Raw genomic sequence first — 24,147 nt, 5'->3', positions numbered from 1 at the left:
GAAAGGGGAGCGCGGGCGCCCGGCCGTCGTCACGAGCCCGAGCGCGGGGAGGCCTCGGGCACGGCGGAAGGAGCCGCGGACGGTCCGGGCACGGGCGGCACGGCGGTGGTGTTCCCGGCGCGGTGGGAGGACCACCGCGCGGCCCGGCCCACCGCGCCCGCGCCCCGGTCCGTACCGAGCCCCACGAGCCGGGTCCGCAACGGCGTACGGGGCGGCTCGACGCGGCGCGGCAGGCGGTACGGGAGCGTGCCGTACACGAGGGACGCGACGGCGAAACCGAAGCCCAGGCAGACCACGCCGCCCACCGCGTCCAGCCAGAAGTGGTTGGCGGTCGACACGATCACCGTGAGGGTGACGAGCGGGTAGAGCAGGCCCAGCACGCGGACCCACGGCACCGAGGCGAGGGCGAAGATCGTCAGCCCGCACCAGAGCGACCAGCCGATGTGCATCGACGGCATCGCCGCGTACTGGTTCGACATGTTCTTGAGGTTGCCCGAGGCCATCGAGCCCCAGGTGTGGTGCACCAGCACCGTGTCGACGAAGGAGCCGCCGTTCATGAGGCGCGGTGGCGCCAGCGGGACCAGGTAGTAGCCGAGCAGCGCGACGCCCGTGGTCGCGAAGAGGACCAGTCTGGTCGCCGCGTAACGGCCCGGATGACGGCGGAACAGCCACACCAGGACCGCGATGGTGACGATGAAGTGGAGTGTCGCGTAGTAGTAGTTCATCGACACGATGAGCCATGTCACCGAGTTGACCGCGTGGTTGACGCTGTGTTCGAAGCCCGCGCCGATCGAGTTCTCGAAGGACCAGACCCAGTCGGCGTTCCGCAGCGCGGCCGTCCGCTGTTCCGGGACGGCGTTGCGCACGAGCGAGTAGAGCCAGTAACTGACCCCGATCAGAAGGATTTCGAACCACAGGCGTGGCCGGCGCGGTGACCGCGTCGTCCGCAGTCGCGCCGTCAGGCCTTTCCTGCCGTTTTCGTCCGTGCTGTCCGTCTTGTCCTTGGTGGGTGACGGACAGGCCACCGACGGGCCTTCCTGTGTACTCACCTGAGAATCACCCATGGGCACAGAGTCTGCCAGATACGCCCCCCACCGCCCGATCATCCTCCGGTCGGGTTCCGGTCGCACGTCCTGCGTCTCGCGGAGGAGGATGCCATCATCGGGAGAGGCACCGGGGGAGGCGTCAGGAGGGTCCCGGCCCCGCCGCGGTCGAACCGCGGACGACGAGCTCGGGCATGAAGACGAACTCGCTGTGCGGGGCGGGCGTACCGCCGATCTCCTCCAGCAACGTCCGTACGGCGGCCTGGCCCATGGCGGTCACCGGCTGCCGGATGGTGGTCAGCGGCGGATCCGTGAAGGCTATGAGCGGCGAATCGTCGTAACCGACCACCGAGAGGTCGCGCGGCACCTGCCGCGAGAGGCGGCGGGCCGCCCGGATCGCGCCCAGCGCCATCATGTCGCTCGCGCAGACGACCGCGGTGCAGCCGCGCTCCATCAGCGCCGTGGCCGCCGCCTGGCCGCCCTCCAGGGTGTACAGGGAGTGCTGCACCAGCTCCTCGGTCCGCTCCTCGCTCAGACCCAGCTGCTCCCGCATCGTCGCGTGGAAGCCCTCGATCTTGCGGAGCACCGGGACGAAGCGCTTGGGGCCGACCGCCAGGCCGATCCTGGTGTGGCCGAGCGACACCAGATGCGTGACCGCCAGCCGCATCGCCGCCCGGTCGTCCGGCGAGATGAACGGCGCCTGGACCTTCGAGGAGAACCCGTTGACGAGCACGAACGGGACGCCCTGCGCCCGCAGCTGCTCGTACCGGCCCATGTCGGCCGAGGTGTCGGCGTGCAGGCCGGAGACGAAGATGATGCCGGAGACGCCCCGGTCGACGAGCATCTCGGTGAGCTCGTCCTCGGTGGAGCCGCCGGGGGTCTGGGTCGCCAGCACCGGCGTGTACCCCTGGCGGGTCAGGGCCTGGCCGATCACCTGGGCCAGCGCCGGGAAGATCGGGTTCTCCAGCTCCGGCGTGATCAGGCCGACCAGCCCGGCGCTGCGCCGGCGCAGCCGGACGGGGCGTTCGTACCCGAGGACGTCGAGTGCCGCCAGGACGGATTCGCGGGTGGCCGCCGCTACACCGGGCTTGCCGTTCAGGACCCGGCTGACCGTCGCTTCGCTGACCCCCGCCTGAGTTGCGATATCGGCAAGCCGTGCGGTCATGAAAGGGGACTGTACCGGGCGCCCCCCGGATTGCCCACAGGGCCCGGGTTCCAGCCGCTTCCGGCGCTCGCGGCGCGCGTTCCGGCGCCGCCGCGGGGCGGTCGCGGCAACATCTTGCAAGGCCTTGCGGTCACCCCTGCGCACCTTGCAGTCGGATCGTCACACCAATAGGAACCCGTGTGTGACCTGCGGCAGCAGGGGTATGCAGTCCGCGTCAAGCATCACGACGGCAACCTTGAGGACACGCGCATGTAACGATCGCCGCGTCTTGCAGAAAAGTTCCGCAAGGTCTTTCGGACTTCTTTCATCCTTGTTACGTTCCTGGACGACCCGGCGCCGCGACGGAGCGGTACGGCAGTTGAAGGAGTTCACATGCGACGTGGCATAACGGCCACCGTCCTGGTCGCGGCCCTGGCGCTCGCGGCGACCGCGTGCGGCAGCGACGACAAGTCCGGCAGCAGCAGCAAGAGCTCGGGCGAGCTCTCCGGCACCGTCACCTGGTGGGACACCTCCAGCGTCGGCAGTGAGGACAAGGTCTTCAAGAAGCTGGCCGAAGGCTTCGAGAAGCTGCACCCCAAGGTCGACGTCAAGTACGTCAACGTGCCCTTCGGTGACGCGCAGAACAAGTTCAAGAACGCGGCCCAGGCCGGCGACGGCGCCCCCGACGTGATCCGCTCCGAGGTCGCCTGGACCCCGGACTTCGCGAACCTCGGCTACCTCGCCCCGCTGGACGGCACCCCGGCCCTCAAGGACCAGGACGACTTCCTCAAGCAGGCCGTCGCGTCGACCAAGTACGACGGCAAGACGTACGCCGTGCCGCAGGTCATCGACTCCATGGGCATCTTCTACAACAAGGCCATGTTCGCGAAGGCCGGTGTCAAGGTCCCGACCACGGTCGACGAGCTGAAGACCGCCTCCGCCGCCATCAAGAAGAAGACCGGCAAGACCGGCCTCTACCTCCGCGGCGACGACGCGTACTACTTCCTCTCCTTCCTGTACGGCGAGGGCGGCGACCTGGTCGACGCCGGCAGCAAGACCGTGAAGATCGACGACCCCGAGGCCGTCAAGGCGTTCAAGGTCGTCAAGGACCTGGTCGACTCCGGTGCCGCGAAGACGGACGCCACGGACGGCTGGGAGAACATGATGCAGTCGTTCAAGAGCGGCGATGTCGCCATGATGATCAACGGCCCGTGGGCCGTGGCCGACACGCTGACCGGCGACCAGTTCAAGGACTCCTCCAACCTCGGCATCGCCAACGTCCCGGCGGGCTCCGTCGCCCAGGGCGCGCCGCAGGGCGGTCACAACCTCGCCGTGTACGCCGGTTCGAAGAACCTCGACGCCTCCTACGCCTTCGTCGACTACATGACGTCGGTGGAGTCCCAGGCCACGGTCGCCGGTGAGCTGAACCTGCTCCCGACCCGCACCTCGGCGTACGCCCGCAAGGAAGCCGTCGACAGCGAGATCGTCAACTTCTTCAAGCCGGTCGTCGAGACCTCGGTCGAGCGCCCGTGGATCCCCGAGGGCGGCAGCCTCTTCGCCCCGCTGGTGACCCAGTACACCGAGGTCCTCACCGGCCAGACCACGCCGGAGAAGGCCGCCGCGGCGAGCGGCGACGCCTACCGCAAGCTCCTCAAGGGCTGGAAGTAACAGGAAGGTTGGCCGACTGATGGCTGTCCACACCAGCCAGTCGGTGGCGAAGGCCGCGGGCGACGACGTCGCCCGCGGCCGGAGCCGCGCTACTGGTACCCCCTCGCCGAGCAAGCTCCGGCGCTCCCTGTCCACGCACTGGTACGCCTGGGTCATGGTGGCCCCGGTGGTGCTCGTCATCGGCGTGATCATCGGCTACCCGCTGGTCCGCGGCATCTGGATGTCGCTGACCGACGCCAATGAGCGCAACGTGGCGCGTTCCATCGGTGTCAACGAGATCCCCGCGACCTACAAGTTCGTCGGCCTCGACAACTACAAGGACGCGCTCACCGGCGGCGAGTTCGTCTCCACGCTCGGCTGGACCCTGGTGTGGACGATCGCCTGCGTGAGCATCACGTTCTGCCTCGGCATGGCGCTCGCCAACATCCTGAACCGGCGCATCGTCGGCCGCTCCGCCTACCGCATGGCCCTGATCCTTCCCTGGGCCGTGCCGGGCTTCGTCTCCGTCTTCGCCTGGCGCTTCCTCTACAACGAGGACCGCGGCATCCTCAACGCGATGCTCGGCGGTGTCGGCATCGACGGCATCCCGTGGCTGAACGACCCCACCTGGGCGAAGTTCTCCGTGATCGCCGTCAACGTCTGGCTCGGCGTCCCCTTCATGATGGTCGCCCTGCTCGGCGGTCTGCAGTCCATACCCGCGGAGCAGTACGAGGCCGCCGAGATGGACGGCGCCACCGCCTGGCAGCGCTTCCGGCACATCACCGTGCCCGGGCTCGCCCCGGTCTCCACGACGGTGGTCCTGCTCTCCACCATCTGGACCTTCAACATGTTCCCGGTGATCTTCCTGCTCACGCGGGGCGGTCCCGGTGAGTCGACGCAGATCCTCGTCACCCAGGCGTACAAGTTCTCCTTCGAGATCAGCCCGCGCGACTACGCGCAGTCCTCCACGTGGGGCGTGCTGATCCTCGTCCTCCTCATGATCTTCGCCGCGGTCTACCGGCGAGTGCTCCGCAAGCAGGGAGATGCCTGGTGACCACCCTCACCCCCACCCACGGGCGGTCCGCACGCAAGCCGCGCCTGCGTGGCGAGCGCTCGCCGATCGCCTCCGTGGCGCTGCACGTCACGCTGATCATCGCCTCGGTGATCGCGGTCTTCCCGGTGCTCTGGGTCCTGCTGACCTCGCTGAAGCCGGCCAAGTACGCGACGACGACGGACTTCTTCAAGGAGACGACGTTCGTCAACTACACCAACCTGATCAAGGACACCGAGTTCCTGACCTGGTTCGGCAACTCGGTGCTCGTCGCGGGGCTCTCCACGCTCCTCGGCGTCTTCGTCTCCGCGACCACCGGATACGCCGTCAGCCGGTTCCGCTTCCCCGGCAAGCGCGGTCTGATGTGGACCCTGCTCGTCACGCAGATGTTCCCGGTCGCCGTGCTGATCGTGCCGATCTACAACATCATGGCGAGCCTCGGACTGCTCAACCAGCCCGCCGGCCTCGTGATCACCTACCTCACCATCTCGGTGCCGTTCTGCGCCTGGATGATGAAGGGCTTCTTCGACACGATCCCGCGCGAGATCGACGAGTCCGGACAGGTCGACGGGCTCACCCCGTTCGGCACGTTCTGGCGGCTCGTCCTGCCGCTGGCCAAGCCCGGCCTCGCGGTCACCGCGTTCTACTCCTTCATCACCGCCTGGGGCGAGGTCGCGTACGCCTCCGCGTTCATGGTCGGTGACGAGAACCTCACGCTCGCCGGCGGACTGCAGAAGTTCGTCAACCAGTACGGAGCCCAGTGGGGCCCCATGACCGCCGCGTCGGTCCTCATCGCCATCCCGGCGGCCCTGGTCTTCCTGTTCGCGCAGAAGCACCTGGTCACCGGAATGTCGGCCGGAGCAGTCAAGGGCTGACCGGAGGCGGCGTTCGACCCTGACCCGCGGACACCGCCGAACCGTCACCCACCCCCACGCGTCACCGCATTCGTCACGGCGGCGCCGGCCCCCCCGACCGGGACCCGGCGCCGCTCCCCACCCAGACACCCCAGGGACGACATGACCCAGCACCTCGCTGCCCCCTCCACCGGCACGTCCGACGACGCCCCGGGCAACCGCACCGGCTGGTGGCAGGATGCGGTGATCTACCAGGTCTATCCACGGAGCTTCGCCGACGGCAACGGCGACGGCATGGGCGATCTCGCGGGCGTCACCGCACGGCTCCCGTACCTCCGGGACCTCGGTGTCGACGCCGTCTGGCTGAGCCCCTTCTACGCCTCCCCCCAGGCGGACGCCGGTTACGACGTCGCCGACTACCGGGCCATCGACCCGATGTTCGGCAACCTCCTGGACGCCGACGCCCTCATCCGCGAGGCCCACGCCCTGGGTCTGCGCATCATCGTCGACCTGGTCCCCAACCACTCCTCCGACCAGCACGAGTGGTTCAAGCGCGCGCTGGCCGAGGGCCCCGGCTCCGCCCTGCGCGAGCGCTACCACTTCCGCGCTGGCAAGGGCGAGAACGGCGAACTCCCTCCGAACGACTGGGAGTCCATCTTCGGCGGCCCGGCGTGGACCCGGACCACGAACGCGGACGGCACCCCCGGCGAGTGGTACCTCCACCTCTTCGCGCCCGAGCAGCCCGACTTCAACTGGGAGCACCCGGCCGTCGCCGACGAGTTCCGCTCGATCCTGCGGTTCTGGCTCGACATGGGCGTCGACGGCTTCCGCGTCGACGTCGCGCACGGCCTGGTCAAGGCCGAGGGCCTGCCCGACCTCGGCTCGCACGACCAGCTCAAGCTGCTCGGCAACGACGTCATGCCGTTCTTCGACCAGGACGGCGTGCACGCCATCTACCGCAGCTGGCGCACCATCCTCGACGAGTACCCGGGCGAGCGCATCGCCGTCGCCGAGGCGTGGACCCCGACCGTCGAGCGCACCGCCAACTACGTGCGCCCCGACGAGATGCACCAGGCGTTCAACTTCCAGTACCTGTCGACCGACTGGGACGCCGACGCGCTGCGTAACGTCATCGACTCCTCGCTCGCCGCGATGCGTCCGGTCGGCGCCCCCACCACCTGGGTGCTCTCCAACCACGACGTCACCCGGCACGCCACCCGCTTCGCCAACGAGCCGGGCCTGGGCACCCAGATCCGTACCGCCGGCGACCGGGAGATGGGCCTGCGCCGCGCCCGCGCCGCGACCCTGCTGATGCTGGCGCTGCCCGGCTCCGCCTATGTCTACCAGGGCGAGGAGCTCGGCCTGCCGGACGTCACCGACCTGCCCGACGAGGCCCGCCAAGACCCGTCGTTCTTCCGCGCCGACGGCCAGGACGGCTACCGCGACGGCTGCCGCGTCCCGATCCCGTGGACCCGCGAGGGCAGCAGCTACGGCTTCGGCGACGGCGGCAGCTGGCTCCCGCAGCCCGAGGGCTGGGGCGAGCTGTCCATCGAGGCGCAGACCGGCGTGGAGGGCTCCACGCTGGAGCTGTACCGCTCCGCCATCGCGGCCCGCCGCGACCTGCCGGGCCTCGGCGCCGGCAGCGACGTGGAGTGGCTGGACGGCCCCGAGGGCGTGCTCTCCTTCGCCCGCCCCGGCTTCGTCTGCACCGTCAACACGACCGGCGCCCCGGTGCGGGTCCCCGCGCCCGGCACGGTGCTGGTCTCCAGCGCCCCGGTCACCGTCGAGGGCGGCTCGGCCGAGGTTCCCGCCGACACCACGGTGTGGTGGACGGTGTGACCGTCCCCGCACCCCGGACGGGCTCGGCGCTGCGGCTCTCCGACATCGCCGGCCAGGCCGCGGTCAGCGAGGCCACCGTCAGCCGGGTGCTCAACGGCAAGCCGGGCGTCGCCGACAGCACCCGGCAGCGGGTGCTGGCGGCGCTGGACATCCTCGGCTACGAACGTCCCGTGCGGCTGCGCCGGCGCAGCGCCGGGCTGATCGGGTTGGTGACACCTGAACTCGTCAACCCGATCTTCCCGGCCTTCGCGCAGTCCGTCGAGCAGGTCCTGGCGGGACACGGCTACACCCCGGTGCTCTGCACCCAGCTGCCGGGCGGCGCCACCGAGGACGAGCTCGTCGAACAGCTCGTCGAGCGGGGCGTCGGCGGCATCGTGTTCCTGTCCGGGCTGCACGCCGACCTCTCGGCCGACCCGTCGCGGTACGCCGAACTCTCCGAGCGCGGCGTCCCGTTCGTCCTGATCAACGGGTACAACGAGCGCATCAGCGCCCCGTTCGTCTCGCCGGACGACGCCGCCGCGGTGCGGATGGCCGTCGGCCACCTCGCCGCCCTGGGGCACCGCAGGATCGGCCTGGCGGTCGGGCCGCAGCGTTACGTGCCCTCCCGCCGCAAGCGGGACGGGTTCCTCGACGTGGCGGTCCGCACGCTGGGGATGACCCGCGACGAGGCCGAACTCCTGGTCTGCTCCACGCTGTTCGGCGTGGAGGGCGGCCAGGTGGCGGCCGGTGCGCTGCTCGACCAGGGGTGCACGGGCATCGTCTGCGGCAGCGACCTGATGGCGCTGGGCGTGGTGCGCGCGGCCCGGGGGAGGGGCCTGGAGGTCCCGCGCGACGTCTCCGTGGTCGGCTTCGACGACTCGCAGCTGATCGCCTTCACCGACCCGCCGCTGACCACCGTGCGCCAGCCGGTGCAGGCGATGGCCGCCGCCGCGGTGGGGGCGCTGCTGGAGGAGATCGCCGGAAGTCCCGTACAGCGCACGGAGTACGTGTTCCAGCCGGAGCTGGTCGTCCGCGGTTCGACCGCGGCGCTGCGCGCGGCGCGGGCGGTACGGGGGATGTGAACGGGCGGCGCGCGGCCGGAGGGGGGTCGCGTGCCGCACGGGGGCCCTGTGCCCCCGGCAGGAAGGTGCGACGCGGTGCGGACCCGGTGCGGGTCCTGCGAACGCGGAGGAGAGGCGCCGGGAATCGGCCCAGGATTGGGCCGGCGGGGAGTGTGACTCCCGGCGCCCCTCGACAGCGTCGACCGGCCCGGCCGGCCGGGCGCGTGGGGCCCTGCGCCGGAGCGCGGACCCCCGGCCGGCCGGACCGGAGTCACCCAGAACGTAACAGGCTCGCAATATCTTGCGTAAGGCCTTGCAGGCAGAAAAATGCAGCGTTTCACGGATGTGAGCGGGTCATGTCCAAAGGGTTGACCCCGGCCTGACGGGCTCGTACGGTCTGCGCTGCGACTGGGTTTCCAGTCTTGCTGCAAGAACATTCAAAGCCTTCCGGCACGGCGCGTTGTCACGTGAGGCTGCTCGGTCACCCGCGTTTCCCCCACAGCAGGAGGAAGAACATGGCACGCAGACCGCTGTCCGCCGCTCTCGCCCTCGCGGCCGGAGTCGCCGCGCTGGTCGTCCCCGCGGGCGTCGGGGCCGGTACGGCCCAGGCCGCGGCCCCGGGCACCAAGGACGTCACCGCCGTCCTGTTCGAGTGGAAGTTCGCCTCCGTGGCGCAGGCGTGCACCAGCACCCTCGGCCCGGCGGGCTACGGCTTCGTCCAGGTCTCCCCGCCCATGGAGCACATCCAGGGCAGCCAGTGGTGGACCTCCTACCAGCCGGTCAGCTACAAGATCGCCGGCCGGCTCGGCGACCGCACCGCCTTCCAGAACATGGTCACCACCTGCCACAACGCCGGGGTGAAGGTCGTCGCCGACACCGTCATCAACCACATGTCCGCGGGCTCGGGCACCGGCACCGGCGGGTCCTCGTACACGAAGTACGACTACCCGGGCGTCTACTCGGTCAACGACATGAACGACTGCCAGTCGCAGATCAGCAACTACGGCGACCGTGCCAACGTCCAGAACTGCGAACTCGTGGGCCTCGCGGACCTGGACACCGGTGAGGAGTACGTACGCGGCAAGATAGCCGGGTACATGAACGACCTGCTCTCCCTCGGCGTCGACGGGTTCCGGATCGACGCGGCCAAGCACATGCCGGCCGCCGACCTCGCCAACATCAAGTCCCGGCTGACCAACCCGAACGCGTACTGGAAGCAGGAGGCCATCTACGGCGCGGGCGAGGCCGTCCAGCCCTCCGAGTACACCGGCAACGGCGACGTCCAGGAGTTCCGCTACGCCCGCGGCCTCAAGCAGGTCTTCCTCAGCGAGAACCTCGCCTACCTGAAGAACTACGGCGAGGGCTGGGGCTTCATGCCCTCCGCCCAGTCGGCGGTCTTCGTCGACAACCACGACACCGAGCGCGGCGGCGACACCCTCAACTACAAGGCGGGCGCCTCCTACACGCTGGCCAACGTCTTCATGCTCGCCTATCCGTACGGCTCCCCGGACGTGCACTCCGGCTACGAGTTCAGCGACGTCGACGCCGGACCGCCCAACGGCGGCCAGGTCAACGCCTGTTACACCGACGGCTGGAAGTGCCAGCACGCCTGGCCGCAGATCTCCTCCATGGTCGCCTTCCGCAACACCGCGCGCGGCGAGGCCGTCACCAACTGGTGGGACAACGGCGCCGACCAGATCGCCTTCGGCCGCGGTGCCAAGGCGTACGTCGCCATCAACCACGAGTCCTCCTCGCTGACCCGGACCTTCCAGACCGGCCTGCCCGCCGGCTCCTACTGCGACGTGCAGACCGGAAACGCCGTGACGGTCAACTCCTCCGGGCAGTTCACCGCCACCCTCGGCGCCGACACCGCCCTCGCCCTGCACGTCAACGCCCGCACCTGCACCGGTACGGGCACCGGGAACGGCACGGACACCGGTACCGGCACCACCGCCTCCGGGGCGACCTTCGGCGTCAACGCCACCACCAGTGTCGGCCAGAACATCTACGTCACCGGCAACCAGTCGGCCCTCGGCAACTGGGACCCGAACAGCGCCCTGAAGCTCGACCCGGCCACGTACCCCGTCTGGAAGCTCGACGTGGCCCTGCCCGCGGGCACCTCCTTCGAGTACAAGTACCTCCGCAAGGACGCCGCGGGGAACGTCACCTGGGAGAGCGGCGCCAACCGCACCGCCACCGTGCCCGCCACCGGAAAGATCTCGCTGACCAGCGACGTCTGGCGCAGCTGAACGACCAGGGGCGGGCCGGGAGAGCGCTCGACGCCTCCCGGCCCGCCCCTTTCCGTGCCGCCCCCGCCGGGCCGGCCGTACCGCCCCACCCACCGTCCGAGGAGAACCCTCCGTGTCCCGAACCACCCTCCGCCGGGGAGCCGTCGCCGCGCTGTGCGCCGCGCTGCTCCCCGTCGTACCGGCGGCGTCCGCGTCCGCCGCGACCAGACCGCCCTCCCCGCCCTCGGACGCGTCCCTCGCCAAGGAGTCGTCCCGCCAGGACCTCACCCGCGAGCAGTTCTACTTCGTCATGCCCGACCGGTTCGCCAACGGCGACACCTCCAACGACCGGGGCGGCCTGACCGGCTCCCGCCTGGAGACCGGGTACGACCCCACGGACAAGGGCTTCTACCAGGGCGGCGACCTCAAGGGGCTCACCAACCGCCTCGACTACATCAAGGGCCTCGGCACCACCGCGATCTGGCTCGCCCCGATCTTCAAGAACCGCCCCGTGCAGGGCACCGGAGCCGACGCCTCGGCCGGCTACCACGGCTACTGGATCACCGACTTCACCCAGGTCGACCCCCACTTCGGCACCAACGCCGACCTGGAGAAGCTGATCGACAAGGCCCACGGCAAGGGCATGAAGGTCTTCTTCGACGTCATCACCAACCACACGGCCGACACCGTCGACTACACCGAGAAGACCTACGGCTACCAGCCCAAGGGCGCCTACCCCTACCTCGACACCGAGGGCCGCCCCTTCGACGACGGCGACGGCATGGCGAAGGTGGACGCGGACTCGTTCCCGTACACCCCGGTGGTGACGGGCAAGAAGGTCCCGTCCTGGCTCAACGACCCGACGATGTACCACAACCGGGGCGACTCCACCTACGCCGGCGAGTCCACCACCTACGGCGACTTCTCCGGGCTCGACGACCTGTGGACCGAGCGTCCCGAGGTCGTCTCCGGCATGGAGAAGATCTACGAGAAGTGGGTCCGCGACTTCGACATCGACGGGTTCCGCATCGACACCGTCAAACACGTCGACCTGGACTTCTGGACCCAGTGGGCGACCGCCCTCGACACGTACGCCGCGAAGCACGGCCGCGACGACTTCTTCATGTTCGGCGAGGTCTACTCCGCCGACACCGCGATCACCTCGCCCTACGTGACCCAGGGGCGGCTCGACGCGACGCTGGACTTCCCCTTCCAGGAAGCAGCCCGCCAGTACGCCTCCCAGGGCGCCCCGGCCGCCAAGCTCGCCGCGCTCTACGCCGACGACTACCGGTACACCACCGACAAGGCGAACGCCTACGAGCAGGTCACCTTCCTCGGCAACCACGACATGGGCCGCATCGGGACCTTCCTGAAGCAGGACAACCCGAACGCCTCCGACGCCGAACTCGTCCAGCGCGACAAGCTCGCCAACGAGCTGATGTTCCTCGGCCGCGGCAACCCCGTCGTCTACTCCGGTGACGAGCAGGGCTACACCGGCGCCGGCGGCGACAAGGACGCCCGCCAGCCGCTCTTCGCCACGAAGGTCGCCGACTACCTCGACGACGACCAGCTCGGCACCGACCGTACGCACGCCTTTGACGCGTACGACACCACGCACCCGCTGTACCGGTCGATCGCCGCGCTCTCCAAGCTCACCAAGGACAACCCGGCCCTGCGGGACGGCGTCCAGACCGAGCGCTACGCCGAAGGCTCCGTCTACGCGTACTCCCGCATCGACGCCCAGCACTCCAACGAGTACCTCGTCGCCGTCAACAACGGCACCGAACCCCGGACCGTCGAGCTCACCACCGAGTCCGCCCGGATGAACTTCCGCACCATCTACGGCGGTTCCGCCACCGTGCGCAGCGGCTCGGACAGACACGTCACGGTCACCGTGCCCGCCCTGTCCAGCATCGTGCTCCGCGCCGACCAGACCCTCGCCGCCCCCGCCACCAAGCCCTCGCTCACCCTGAAGGCCCCGGCGGCGGGCGCGACCGGCACCGTCGAGATCTCCGCCGAGGTCACCGGCGGCCAGCTCGACCGCGTGGTCTTCGCCGCCCAGACCGGCAACGGAAAGTGGCGCACCCTCGGCACCGCCGACCACGCCCCGTACAAGGTCACCCAGGTCGTCGACGACACCGTCGCCGCCGGAACACCCCTGCGGTACAAAGCCGTCGTCGTGGACCGCACCGGCCGCACCTCCAGTGCGCTCGCCTCCACCACCGCCGGTCAGGCACCGCCCGCCGCCAAGCCCGTCGCCGTCGAGCGCGACTACGCCGTCGTCCACTACCGGCGCGCGGACGGCGACTACACCGGCTGGCAGCTGAAGTCCGGCGACACCACCGCCGACTTCACCGGCCGCGACGCGTACGGCGCGTTCGCCTGGCTGAAGCTCGCCGAAGGCACCTCCACCGTCCCGTACACCATCGAGAAGGACGGCACCGCCGACGGCCCCGAGCGCACCGTCGACCTCGCCACCACCGGCCAGGTCTGGGTCGCCCAGGGCGACGACGGCCAGGTCACCGAGGTCCCCGACGGCGCCGGCCCCTCCACGGACACCACCAAGGCCGTCCTGCACTACCACCGCGAGGACGGGAACTACGACGGCTGGGGCCTGCACACCTGGACCGGCGCCAAGGACCCGACCGACTGGGCCAAGCCGCTCCAGCCGGTGAAGAAGGACGCCTACGGGGTCACCTTCGAGGTCCCGCTCGCCGAGGGCGCCACCTCGCTCAGCTACATCCTCCACAAGGGTGACGAGAAGGACCTCCCCAGCGACCAGTCCCTCGACTTCGCCGCCAAGGGCCACGAGGTCTGGATGCTCGGCTCCACCGCGAACTACCTCCTCCCGGCAGCCGCCGGGGTCCCCGCCCCCGACCTGACCAAGGCCGAGGCGCAGTGGATCGACGCCGACACCGTCGTCTGGAAGGTCAAGGCCACCGCCGCCACCAGCGAGCAGCTCGTCTACTCCGAGGACGGCGGGATCTCCGTCGTCGACGGGGCGCTCTCCGACGAGGGCCAGTGGCTGCGGCTCGCCCCGACCGCCCTGACCGACGCGCAGAAGGCGAAGTACCCGCACCTCAAGGACTACCCGGCCTTCCAGGTCGACGTCCGCGACCGCGACCGCGTCCGTGCGTCCCTGCGCGGCCAGCTGATCGCCACCCAGCGCGCCGCCAACGGCGCCCTCCTCGCCGCCACCGGCGTACAGATCCCCGGCGTGCTCGACAGCCTGTACCCGAAGGCCACCGGCGCCGCCCTCGGCCCCGTCTTCGACAAGGGCACGCCCACGCTCTCCGTCTGGGCCCCCACCGCCCGCACCGTCGCGCTCGAACTGGACGGCAGGACCGTCCCGATGCGCCGCGACGACGCCACCGGTGTCTGGTCCGTCAAGGGCACCAAGGCATGGAACGGCAAGCCCTACCGCTACGTCGTCCAGGTCTGGGCACCCACCGTCCAGAAGCTCGTCACCAACAAGGTCACCGACCCCTACTCCACCGCCCTGACCACCGACTCCGCCCGCAGCCTCGTCGTCGACCTCGCCGACCCGAAGCTCGCGCCCGCCGGCTGGTCCACCCAGAAGAAGCCCGCCGCCGTCCCGATCAGCGACGCGCAGATCCAGGAACTCCAGATCCGCGACTTCTCCATCGCGGACCCCACCTCGAAGCACCCGGGCGAATACCTCGCCTTCACGGACACCGGCTCCGACGGCATGAAGCACCTCAAGGAGCTCGCCGACTCCGGCACCTCCTACGTGCACCTGCTGCCCGCCTTCGACATCGGCACCATCTCCGAGAAGAAGTCCGACCAGCAGCAGCCCGCCTGTGACCTGAAGGTCTACGCCCCCGACTCCGACCAGCAGCAGGCCTGCGTCACGGCCGCCGCCGCCAAGGACGGCTTCAACTGGGGCTACGACCCGCTGCACTACACCGTCCCGGAGGGCTCCTACGCCTCCGACCCGAACGGCACCAAGCGCACCGTCGAGTTCCGCCGGATGGTCCAGGGCCTCAACGACGCCGGACTGCGTACCGTCATGGACGTCGTCTACAACCACACCGTCGCCTCCGGCCAGGACGACAAGTCCGTCCTCGACCGGATCGTGCCCGGCTACTACCAGCGGCTCATGGACGACGGCTCCGTCGCCAACTCCAGCTGCTGCGCCAACACCGCGCCCGAGAACGCCATGATGGGCAAGCTCGTCGTGGACTCGATCGTCACCTGGGCCAAGCAGTACAAGGTCGACGGGTTCCGCTTCGACCTGATGGGCCACCACCCCAAGGCGAACATCCTCGCCGTGCGCAAGGCCCTGGACGGCCTGACGCCCGCCAAGGACGGCGTCGACGGAAAGAAGATCATCCTCTACGGCGAGGGCTGGAACTTCGGCGAGATCGCCGACGACGCCCGCTTCGTCCAGGCCACCCAGAAGAACATGGCCGGCACCGGCATCGCCACCTTCGACGACCGCGCCCGCGACGCCGTGCGCGGAGGCGGACCCTTCGACAGCGACCCCGGCGTCCAGGGCTTCGCCTCCGGCCTTTACACCGACCCCAACGACTCCACCTCCAACGGCACCGAGGCCGAGCAGAAGGCCCGCCTCCTGCACTACCAGGACCTGATCAAGGTCGGCCTCTCCGGCAGCCTCGCCGGCTACACCTTCACCGACACCTCCGGCAACAAGGTCACCGGCGCGGGCGTCGACTACAACGGCCAGCCCGCCGGATACGCCGCCGCGCCCGGCGACGCCCTCGCCTACTCCGACGCCCACGACAACGAAAGCCTCTACGACGCCCTCGCGTTCAAGCTTCCCGCGGACACCTCGGCCGCCGACCGGGCCAGGATGCAGGTCCTCGCCATGGGCGTCTCCACCCTCTCCCAGGGGCCCTCGCTCTCCCAGGCGGGCACCGACCAGCTGCGCTCCAAGTCCCTGGACCGCAACTCCTTCGACAGCGGCGACTGGTACAACGCCATCCACTGGAACTGCCAGGACGGCAACGGCTTCGGCCGGGGCCTGCCGCCCGCCACGGACAACCAGGACAAGTGGCCGTACGCCGCACCGCTGCTGACCAACCCCACCCTCACCCCCGGCTGCGCGCAGATCGACGGCGCGTCCGCCGCCTACCAGGACCTGCTGAAGATCCGGACCACCGAGAAGGCGTTCGCCCTCACCACCGCCTCCCAGGTCCAGTCCACCCTCGCCTTCCCGCTCTCGGGCAAGGACGAGACCCCCGGCGTCATCACCATGACCCTGGGCGACCTGGTCGTCGTCATCAACGCCACCCCCTCCACCACCACCCAGAAGGTGGACACCGCGGCGGGCCGGACGTACGCCCTGCACCCGGTGCAGGCGGCGGGCGCCGACCCTACCGTCAAGCAGTCCCGGTACGAAGCGGAATCCGGCAGCTTCACCGTCCCCGGACGGACCGTCGCCGTCTTTTCACATCGCTGACACCGACGGGCTACGGTGTGACCGCACGCGTCGGCGACGGAGCCGCAGCGGCCCGGCGGCGAGCACCGTAACTCCGCGGAAAACCGGCCGGTCACGGCGCCGCTCCCGCACGGGAGGGCGCCGGGGCCGGCCGGTCCGGCCGGGTGGCGGACACCGTCCAGCCGTCGGCGCACCAGGCCCGAGCACGCCGGACGGTGATGATGAAGATCGTGGGAAACCTGCCCGAGGAGACGAGCAGTTTCATCGGCCGGGGCGTCGAACTCCTGCGGCTGGAATCGGCCCTGACGCCCTATTACCTCGTCGGCCACCGGCTCACCCCGCACCGCATGACCACGCTCGTCGGCCCCGGCGGCGTCGGCAAGTCCCGCCTCGCCGGCCGCGCCACCCGCCTCGTCGGCCACCGCTACCAGGACGGCGTCCGCTGGGCCGACCTCTCCCCCCTCTACGACGACGACCTGCTGCTGCCCACCGTCTCCGACGCCGTCGGCCTCGCCGACCACGCCCTGCGGATGCCCGTCGACGCGCTCTGCGAATGGCTCGCGGACAAGAACATGCTGCTCGTCCTCGACTCCTGCGAACACCTGCGCGCCCCCACCGCCCACCTCCTCGGCGAACTCCTCACCATCGCACCCGGCCTGACCGTCGTCGCCACCAGCAGACAGCCCCTCGGCGTCCGCGGCGAGAACGTCGTCGACGTCCCCCCGCTGCCCTACGAGGGCGAGAGCGACGCACTCACCCTCTTCCGCGACCGGGTCCGCGTCGCGGCCCCCGGCATCACCTTCCGGCGCCCCGCCGACACCAGGGCCGCCGACGAGATCTGCCGCCGCCTCGAAGGACTCCCGCTCGCCCTGGAACTGGCCGCCGCCTCCGCCCGCCGCCACACCCTGAGCCAGATCGCCGACCGCCTCGGCTCCCGCCTGGACGTCCTCAGCGACGACTCCCCGCGCCCCCGCCGCCACCGCGCCCTCATCACCACCATCGGCTGGAGCCACGAGCTCTGCACCCCGCTCGAACGCCTCCTGTGGGCCCGCCTCACCCCGCTCCGCGGCGACTTCGACGAAGAGGCCGCCCGGGAGGTCTGCGCCGGCGGGCCGCTCACCCCCGACGGGGTCACCGAAGCGCTGCGCGGCCTCGTCACCAAGTCCGTCGTCAAACGCGACGGCGAACGCCACCACATGCTCGACACCCTGCGCGAGTACGGCCGCATGTGGCTCGGCGAACTCGGCGAGGAGGAAGTGGCCGGAGCCGCCCGCAGGCACGCCGCCCGCTTCCTGAGCCTGGCCCGCCGCGCCCACACCGGATGGACCGGCCGCGACCAGGTCGCCTGGTACCACAAGGTCTCCGAAAGCCACCTCGACCTCTGCGCCGCCCTCGACCACCTGCTGGTCCACGACGTCCGCGCCGCCCAGGAGATGGCCGGACGCGTCGGCTTCTTCTGGGGCTGCTGCGGCCACCTCACCGCCGCCCGGAGCTATGCCCGGCGCGCCCTGGAGAGCGGCCCCGTCGACGGCCCCGACCGCACCCGGCTGCTCTGGGTCATGGGCGTCGCGGCCCTGCTCCAGGGCGACTTCGAGGCCGCCGAACGCCTCGGCGCCCAGTGCACGGCCCACGCGGAGACCGACGGCGACGACGAGGGCATCCTCAACTCCACCTACCTGGCCGGGCTCACCCACATCATGAGGGGCGAGCCGCGGACCGCCCTCGAAGCCGCCGACCGGGCCCTGCGCCTGACCGAGGCGCGGGCGGTCGAATCGGCCTACCGCCTGCGCTGCCACCTCATCACGGTCTTCTCCCTCAGCGGCCTCGGCCGGCTCGACGAGGCGGCCGAGGCCGCCGCCGTGCTCAGAGCCGCCTGCGAGGAGCACGACGAGCACTGGACCCGCAGCTACGCCGACTACCAGCTCGCCCTGATCGCCCTGCTCCAGGGCCGCCCGGACGTCTCGGCCGCGCACGCCCGCACCATGCTCCAGGGCAAGCACCGCCTGCGCGACAGCTTCGGCATCGCCCTCGGCCTGGACATCCTCGCCTCCGCCATCGCCGCCCAGGGCCAGGGCGCCCGCGCCGCCCGGGTGTACGGCACCGGGCAGGTGTACTGGCGGATGGTCGGCCACCCCCAGCGCGGCACCCCCGACGTCGCCCCGGTGCGCGAGACCTGCGAGCGCCGGGCCCGGGAGGCCGTCGGAGACGCCGCCTATCAGCGCGCCTTCGAGAGCGGCCGTACCGAGAGCGCCGAGGCGGGGCTCGCCGCGGCGCTGTGGGACGAGTCCCGCATCTGAGCGGGGGAGCGGGGCCGGCGGGTGGGACGCACGCGGGCGGCGCGCTCGCGCCCGGTGGGACACACGTGTCCCGGGTGGTCGCACCCGGTGAGACGCGCTTGTGCGGCCGGGGCGCACCCGGTCAAGGTGGGCAACGACAGATGCCCGCCCCACCCGCAACGGGAGAGCCCGAATGCCTCACATCACCATCGACTACTCCGCCGGACTCGAGGACGCCTTCGACAGCCGGGGCTTCGCCGCCGAGCTGCACCCGCTGATCGCACGGACGATCAGCACCTCGGAGGCGGCCTGCAAGACCAGGATCCGCCGGGTCGAGCAGACGCTGGTCGGGGAGGGGGCGGTGGACGGGGCGGTCATCCACGTCCTCATCGCCATCGTGGCGGGCCGTACCCCAGAGGTGCGGGCGGAGCTCACCGAATCCGTCCTCGCGCTGCTCGACGAGCACCTCAAGCCGGCCGACGGCCTCCGGATCGACGCCTCGGTCGAGACCCGTGACCTCGACGCCTCGTACCGCAGGAACTGATCCCCCGGCCCGTCCCCCGGTGGCGGTCGCCCGTCACGGCTGCCGCTGCGGGGGGACGGCGGGCGCCCCGGCGGTCAGTGTCCCGAGCCGGGTGAGCAGCTCGCCGAACGGGCCTTCCGGGGGCTCCTGTTCGAGGACCCGCAGCACGATGGAGGCCAACTCCTGGTCGTACGCGGCGCTCACGGCGGCCAGAGCCGCGAAGTCGTGCACCAGCTGGAGTTCCAGCTCGGCGCGGGGGACGCGCTTGCCGTCCAGCCAGAGCAGCGCCGTCGCCTCGGCGAGCGACACCCAGGTGCGTACCACCAACTCCAGTCGGGCCGAGGGGACTTCGACCTCAAGGTGGGTGAGTATCTGCTCGTACGCGGCCTGCCGCACCCCGTCGATCATGGCGTTGGTGGTGGAGGAACCGGCCGCCGGGCCGCCCCGCATGAGTGCGGAGAAGCCGGGCCCGTGGTCCTCCACGAAGTCGAAGAACCGGACCATCACCCTCAACAGACGGGTGCCCAGCGGCCCTTCGTGCGGCTCCACGAACCGGTCGGCCAGCTCGTCGGCGGCCCGGCGCAGCGCGGCTTCGTACAGGTTCTGCTTGCCGGGGAAGTAGTGGTACACCAGCGGGCGGGAGATGCCCGCGGCGGCGGCGATCTCGTCGATCGACACCTCGTCGGGGGAGCGGCTGCTGAACAACTCCAGTGCGACGCCGATCAACTGCTGTCTGCGCTCGTCGACACCCATACGGCGCCGCACCCCGGTGGTCATGCGAACAGCCTAACCGGGGCGCGGCGGGCGGCGGGACCGGCCCGGCCGGCCTACAGGTCGAGGACCAGCCGCCCGCCCCGGCACCGGGAGACGCAGATCAGCATCGAGTCGGCGCGCTCGGAGTCCGTCAGCAGCTCGTCCCGGTGGTCGATCTCGCCGTCCAGCACCCGCTGTTGGCAGGTGCCGCAGAAGCCCTGCTCGCAGGAGTACGAGACATGGGGCAGCTCCTCGCGCACGGCCGCCAGCACCGACTGCCCGGCCGCCACGGACACCGTCCGGCCCGAGCGCGCCAACTCCACCTCGAAGGCACCGGAGCCGGCGCCGGTGTCCGTGTCCGGCCCGGTGGCCGCGAACCGTTCCAGGTGGAGGGTGCACCCGTCCGGCAGGGCGGCGGTGACCGCGTCCATCAGGGGGCCGGGGCCGCACACGTACACGGCCGTCCCCGGCGCGAGCGCGGCGAGCGCACCGGCCACGTCGGGGTGCCCGGCGGTGTCCTGCGGGACGACCGTCACCCGGTCCCCGTCCGCGCCGAGCTTCTCGATCTCGTCGAGGAAGGGCATGGCGGCCCGCGACCGGCCCCCGTACAGCAGCCGCCACGGCGCCCCGGACGCGGCGACCGCCCGCAGCATGGGCAGGACCGGGGTGATCCCGATGCCGCCCGCGACGAAGAGGTAGCCGTCCGCCTCCACCAGCGGGAAGCGGTTGCGGGGCGCGCGGACGCCGACCTCCTCGCCCTCGTGCAGCTGGGCGTGCACCTCGCGGGAGCCGCCCCGCCCGTCCTCGGCCAGCCGGACCGCCACCGTGTAGGTCCCCGGGTCCGCGGGGTCGCCGCAGAGGCTGTACTGCCGGACCGCACCGGAGGGCAGCACCAGGTCGAGATGGGCGCCCGGCTCCCACCGGGGCAGCCCGGGCCCCTCCAGCCGCAGCTGGACGACCCCCTCGGCGGGCGAGGTCCGCTCGGTGATCAGCAGGTGCCGGGTGGTGGTGGCGCCGCGCCCCGACCGTCCGGAGGTGGGTTCCTCCAGCGCGGGCATCGGCCAGAGCGGGGAGGCGGCGACCCGCTCGCGCAGCGCCCGCCGGGCGAGCAGGGCGGCACCCGCACCGGCGATCAGCAGCACGGTGCGGGGACGGGGCAGGGGGATGGGCAGGGCCATGGGTCAGTGGTCTCCCGTCGTACGGGCCTCGGCGGCCCGGTGGTGTCCGGCCGTGATCCGCTGGTCAGCGCCCCGCGCCGCGGGTGAGCGGGCGAGGTAGTCGACGGCCTGGGCGGTGCTGCCCGTCCGCGACGGGTGGTAACGGCGGCTCAGGTAGTCGGGGACGGAGCGCAGGATGTCCGCGGCCGGGGGCAGGGTGCCCTCCTTGCCGCAGGCGTGGAACTCCCGGAACGACGCCCGGCCGCCGGGGAGGTCGGGGTCGTTCTCCACGAAGAAGCGGACCCCGCGCTGCCAGAGGAAGACCAGCGCGGAGAAGGCGGTGGCCCAGGTCCGCACCCGGCGCCGGTAGCCGCCGTCCACGTGCAGGAACACCTCGAACGCCACCGAGCGGTGCTCGACCTCCTCGGCGCCGTGCCAGCGCAGCAGGTCCAGCATCGTGGGGTCGGCGCCCCGCCGGTCGAGGGCGTCCGCGTTGAGTATCCAGTCGCCGAGGAACGCCGTGTAGTGCTCGATCGCCGCGATCGTCGCCACCCGCTCCTTGAGCCACCACTCCCGTGCCCGCCCGGGCGGCAGGGTCCGGTCGCCGAGCAGCTTCTCGAAGAACCAGTCCACCTGCGCGGTGTACGGCGTCGGGTCGAGCCCCAGCCTCTTCAGGTGCGGCAGGACGTCGTCGTGGGCCTGCGAGTGCACGGCCTCCTGGCCGATGAACCCGATGACGTCGGCGCGGAGCCGTTCGTCGCGGATGTACGGCAGCACCTGCCGGTACACGTGGATGAACCAGCGTTCCCCGGCCGGCAGCAGCAGGTGGAGGACGTTGATCGTGTGGGCGGCGAAGGGGTCGCCGGGCACCCAGTGCAGCGGGGTGCGCTCCCAGTCGAACGAGACGTTGCGGGGCTTGAGGGGGGTCCGCTCCGAAGTGACCGCAGCCGGCTGCTTGTTGGACATGGTGTCAATGTACTGACGGGTACGGCGCGGGAACAGATGCGTGCAGGCCCTTCCTCGGCCGGATCCGCTCCGCGGCCGGGGCCTTCTGCCGTCCGGGTCCGGCGTGGGCGGCGAAAGGCCCGCCCGTGGACGGCAGAAGGCCCCGGCCCGTGCGGTGCGAAACCGCGCGGACCGGGGCCCGGTCGTGCAACAGACCTGTCAGGGCGCGTACTTGTAGCCCACCCGTCGGACGGTCTGGATCGCGTGACGGTGCTGGGTGCCGAGCTTGCGGCGCAGCCGGGCGACGTGGACGTCGACGGTCCGGCCGTCGCCGACGTGACCGTAACCCCAGACGGTGGTCACCAACTGGTCGCGGGTGTGCACCCGGTGGGGGTGGGCGACCAGGTGGGCGAGGAGTTCGAACTCCAGGTACGTGAGGTCGAGCGCCACACCGTCCACGGTGGCGATGCGCCGGGTGGAGTCGATGAGGACCGGGCCGTCCGGCGCGGGCGCGGCGGGAGCCTCGCGCACCACGGTCTGCGGGAGGAGCGCGCCCTGCGGGAGCGCTCCCGCGGTGAAGGGCCGGGCGTCCGGGAAGGCGCCCGCGAGAGCGGCCTGCTGGTCGGCCGGTACGAGGACGAGGTAGCCGATCATCGGCGGCCGTCCCGGCAGGGTGGGCAGGGAGTGCTGCGGCGCGGGCAGCCAGGTGGCTCCCGGCGGCAGGAAGTCGGCCATGTCGGTGAGCCGGACGACGTCGTCACGGTCGACGGCACGGAGACGGCGGTTGGGGGAGTGGGTGCGGGCGGTGGTGGTGGCCGCAGCGGGGGCCGCCGATGCCGCGGTGGCGGCGGAGGCGGAGAGGGTACGGGCGTTCGCCATGAGGGTCAGCTCTTTCGCGCGAGGAGTCGTCGAGGGACGTACGTCGTGCGCGCGGGCCGAAGACCGGGGTGAGCGGCTTTAGAGGGCCTGCGCGTTCCTCGCGCGGCAACACACCCGGTCGAAGTCGTGGTGCTGACGGGAAGGCCAGAACGGCTCAAGGTCGCTGCGACCCGATGAGGTGTACTGGAGACCGGCCATGGGCCCATTGAAGCAGAGAATGCGGCGCGGCAGCAGTCTCCTCTCACCCGTCGATACGGACCTTTTGCGTCGCGCTTCCCGCACCCCGCCCCCGGACCACGCCCGCACCCGCCCTGACCTGGTCCGACTCCTCAGCCCACCAGCCGCTTCCGCCAGTCCGGCAGCGGCAGTTCGATGGCCTTCGACGGATCGCCGTCCCACTCCACGGTCAGTCCGGCGTCCCGGAGCGCCGTCGCCACCTCGCCGCCGACCGCGCCGGTGGTCTCCTCGGAATCGTCGAACCCGCCGTAATACAGGGCGAGTCCATGGCCCGCCGCCGCGCTCGCGGTGCCCTGGGCGTGGATGAAGACGAAACCGCGCGCCGACTCGTCCTCCGCCCACACCTCCCCCATCCCGCAGGAACGGCAGCACGTGAAGTTCTGCCGGGCGGTCAGGCCGGCCGCCCCCAGGACGGCGAACGCGTGCTCCAGCCGGTCGGCGTCGCTCACCCCCGCCCATCCCGAGCACCAGATCCGTCAACTCGTCCGCCGTGGGGCGTGTGTACGTCTGTCGGCCTTCGGTCCTGACCTTGATCTCCAGCTTGGAGCCACTCCGGCACGCACCACCGACAGCGCCCCGCCCGCGGCCCGATAACCTGCCCGTAGAACGGGCCGAGGACGGCGCGTCCACCGAACGAAGGGTGCGCGACCGGTGATCCGGGACCTGTACAACGTCCGCCCGCAGCCCCGGGAGGGCGACCCCACACCCCTGACCGAGGACGAGGAGCGGCGCGCCCGCGCCACGCTCTTCCACGAACTCGGCACCGTGATCGCCGAACGCGGCTGGGTCCGCTTCCCCGCGTACTCGCCGGAGGAACGCCGACGGCTCGTCGACGTCGCCCACCGGCTCGGCGAGCACTGGGGGCAGCGGGTCCACGTGGTGGCCGAGGACCAGTGCGCGCTGAGGCTCCACCTGGACGGGTACGGCGCGTTGCCGACCGCGTGAGGCCGCGGGGGACGGCGCGTACGTCCCGTACTTCCGGCGCCCCGGGCTCCCGTACGTACGACGAGAGGCGCCCACCGGAAACCCGGGGGGGCCGCACGTCGGGAGGGGGGGGGGGGGGGGTGCGCCCGGGGTGGTTAAAACAAGAGGCGCGGCCGGCGGGTATG

16 protein-coding genes and 1 pseudogene are annotated in these 24,147 nt (G+C 71.2%); 10 read left to right on the top strand and 7 right to left on the bottom strand.

What is annotated here, in order from left to right; genetic code table 11:
- Nucleotides 1–29 precede the first annotated feature (29 nt).
- Both ACFWEE_RS28600 and ACFWEE_RS28595 read right to left on the bottom strand, forming a co-directional pair.
- Nucleotides 30–1,064, bottom strand: a complete 1,035-nt coding sequence (locus ACFWEE_RS28600; RefSeq protein WP_386893401.1) for a phosphatase PAP2 family protein — start codon at nt 1,062–1,064, stop codon at nt 30–32.
- Between the two features lie 121 nt (nt 1,065–1,185).
- Nucleotides 1,186–2,208, bottom strand: coding sequence for a LacI family DNA-binding transcriptional regulator (locus ACFWEE_RS28595; RefSeq protein WP_386893400.1), 1,023 nt, complete (start codon nt 2,206–2,208; stop codon nt 1,186–1,188).
- Nucleotides 2,209–2,580: 372 nt separating this feature from the next.
- On the opposite strand from ACFWEE_RS28595, the gene ACFWEE_RS28590 reads away from it, so the two are divergent.
- From ACFWEE_RS28590 to ACFWEE_RS28550, 9 genes are all read left to right on the top strand, one after another.
- The gene (locus ACFWEE_RS28590) at nt 2,581–3,855 is read left to right on the top strand and encodes an extracellular solute-binding protein (RefSeq protein WP_386893398.1); all 1,275 of its coding nucleotides are present in this window, start codon (nt 2,581–2,583) and stop codon (nt 3,853–3,855) included.
- 19 nt (nt 3,856–3,874) lie between these two features.
- Entirely contained in the window at nt 3,875–4,888 is a 1,014-nt protein-coding gene (locus ACFWEE_RS28585) for a carbohydrate ABC transporter permease (protein ID WP_386893397.1), read from the top strand.
- Nucleotides 4,882–5,760, top strand: coding sequence for a sugar ABC transporter permease (locus ACFWEE_RS28580; RefSeq protein WP_386893434.1), 879 nt, complete (start codon nt 4,882–4,884; stop codon nt 5,758–5,760). Before ACFWEE_RS28585 ends, ACFWEE_RS28580 begins: the two co-directional genes overlap by 7 nt.
- A gap of 141 nt (nt 5,761–5,901) precedes the next feature.
- Entirely contained in the window at nt 5,902–7,578 is a 1,677-nt protein-coding gene (locus ACFWEE_RS28575; protein WP_386893395.1) for a glycoside hydrolase family 13 protein, read from the top strand.
- Nucleotides 7,563–8,639 carry a LacI family DNA-binding transcriptional regulator gene (locus ACFWEE_RS28570; RefSeq protein ID WP_386893394.1) on the top strand — a complete coding sequence of 359 codons (1,077 nt, stop codon included), beginning with the start codon at nt 7,563–7,565 and terminating at the stop codon, nt 8,637–8,639. The genes ACFWEE_RS28575 and ACFWEE_RS28570 overlap by 16 nt, the downstream gene beginning before the upstream one ends.
- A 494-nt stretch (nt 8,640–9,133) precedes the next feature.
- A complete protein-coding gene (locus ACFWEE_RS28565; protein WP_386893393.1) occupies nt 9,134–10,867 on the top strand; it encodes a carbohydrate-binding module family 20 domain-containing protein in 1,734 nt (577 codons plus the stop codon).
- Nucleotides 10,868–10,979: 112 nt separating this feature from the next.
- On the top strand, nt 10,980–16,289 hold the full coding sequence (pulA, locus tag ACFWEE_RS28560; RefSeq protein ID WP_386893391.1) for a pullulanase-type alpha-1,6-glucosidase: 5,310 nt from the start codon (nt 10,980–10,982) through the stop codon (nt 16,287–16,289).
- A 200-nt stretch (nt 16,290–16,489) separates the two neighbouring features.
- Nucleotides 16,490–18,565 carry an ATP-binding protein gene (locus ACFWEE_RS28555; RefSeq protein ID WP_386893390.1) on the top strand — a complete coding sequence of 692 codons (2,076 nt, stop codon included), beginning with the start codon at nt 16,490–16,492 and terminating at the stop codon, nt 18,563–18,565.
- A 172-nt stretch (nt 18,566–18,737) separates the two neighbouring features.
- Nucleotides 18,738–19,088: a 5-carboxymethyl-2-hydroxymuconate Delta-isomerase gene (locus tag ACFWEE_RS28550; protein ID WP_386893388.1), complete on the top strand. Its 351-nt coding sequence runs from the start codon at nt 18,738–18,740 to the stop codon at nt 19,086–19,088.
- A gap of 33 nt (nt 19,089–19,121) precedes the next feature.
- Here ACFWEE_RS28550 and ACFWEE_RS28545 read toward each other — a convergent pair whose 3' ends face one another.
- The 5 genes and pseudogenes from ACFWEE_RS28545 to ACFWEE_RS28525 form a co-directional block, all read right to left on the bottom strand.
- Nucleotides 19,122–19,844 carry a TetR/AcrR family transcriptional regulator gene (locus tag ACFWEE_RS28545; protein ID WP_386893387.1) on the bottom strand — a complete coding sequence of 241 codons (723 nt, stop codon included), beginning with the start codon at nt 19,842–19,844 and terminating at the stop codon, nt 19,122–19,124.
- Between the two features lie 50 nt (nt 19,845–19,894).
- Nucleotides 19,895–20,986, bottom strand: a complete 1,092-nt coding sequence (locus ACFWEE_RS28540; protein ID WP_386893432.1) for a PDR/VanB family oxidoreductase — start codon at nt 20,984–20,986, stop codon at nt 19,895–19,897.
- A 15-nt stretch (nt 20,987–21,001) separates the two neighbouring features.
- Complete coding sequence (locus ACFWEE_RS28535) at nt 21,002–21,943, bottom strand: metal-dependent hydrolase (protein ID WP_386893386.1); 942 nt, start codon at nt 21,941–21,943, stop codon at nt 21,002–21,004.
- Between the two features lie 198 nt (nt 21,944–22,141).
- Nucleotides 22,142–22,801, bottom strand: coding sequence for a winged helix-turn-helix domain-containing protein (locus ACFWEE_RS28530; protein ID WP_386893385.1), 660 nt, complete (start codon nt 22,799–22,801; stop codon nt 22,142–22,144).
- 329 nt (nt 22,802–23,130) lie between these two features.
- A pseudogene (locus ACFWEE_RS28525) lies at nt 23,131–23,496 on the bottom strand (DUF6891 domain-containing protein); the annotation flags it as partial.
- A gap of 193 nt (nt 23,497–23,689) precedes the next feature.
- Here ACFWEE_RS28525 and ACFWEE_RS28520 point away from each other — a divergent pair.
- Nucleotides 23,690–23,983, top strand: coding sequence for a hypothetical protein (locus tag ACFWEE_RS28520; RefSeq protein WP_386893383.1), 294 nt, complete (start codon nt 23,690–23,692; stop codon nt 23,981–23,983).
- The last annotated feature ends 164 nt before the right edge of the window (nt 23,984–24,147 follow it).

Source organism: Streptomyces sp. NPDC060184, from assembly GCF_042728795.1.
Lineage (GTDB): Bacteria > Actinomycetota > Actinomycetes > Streptomycetales > Streptomycetaceae > Streptomyces.
This window is presented reverse-complemented; position numbering and strand designations above follow the sequence as displayed.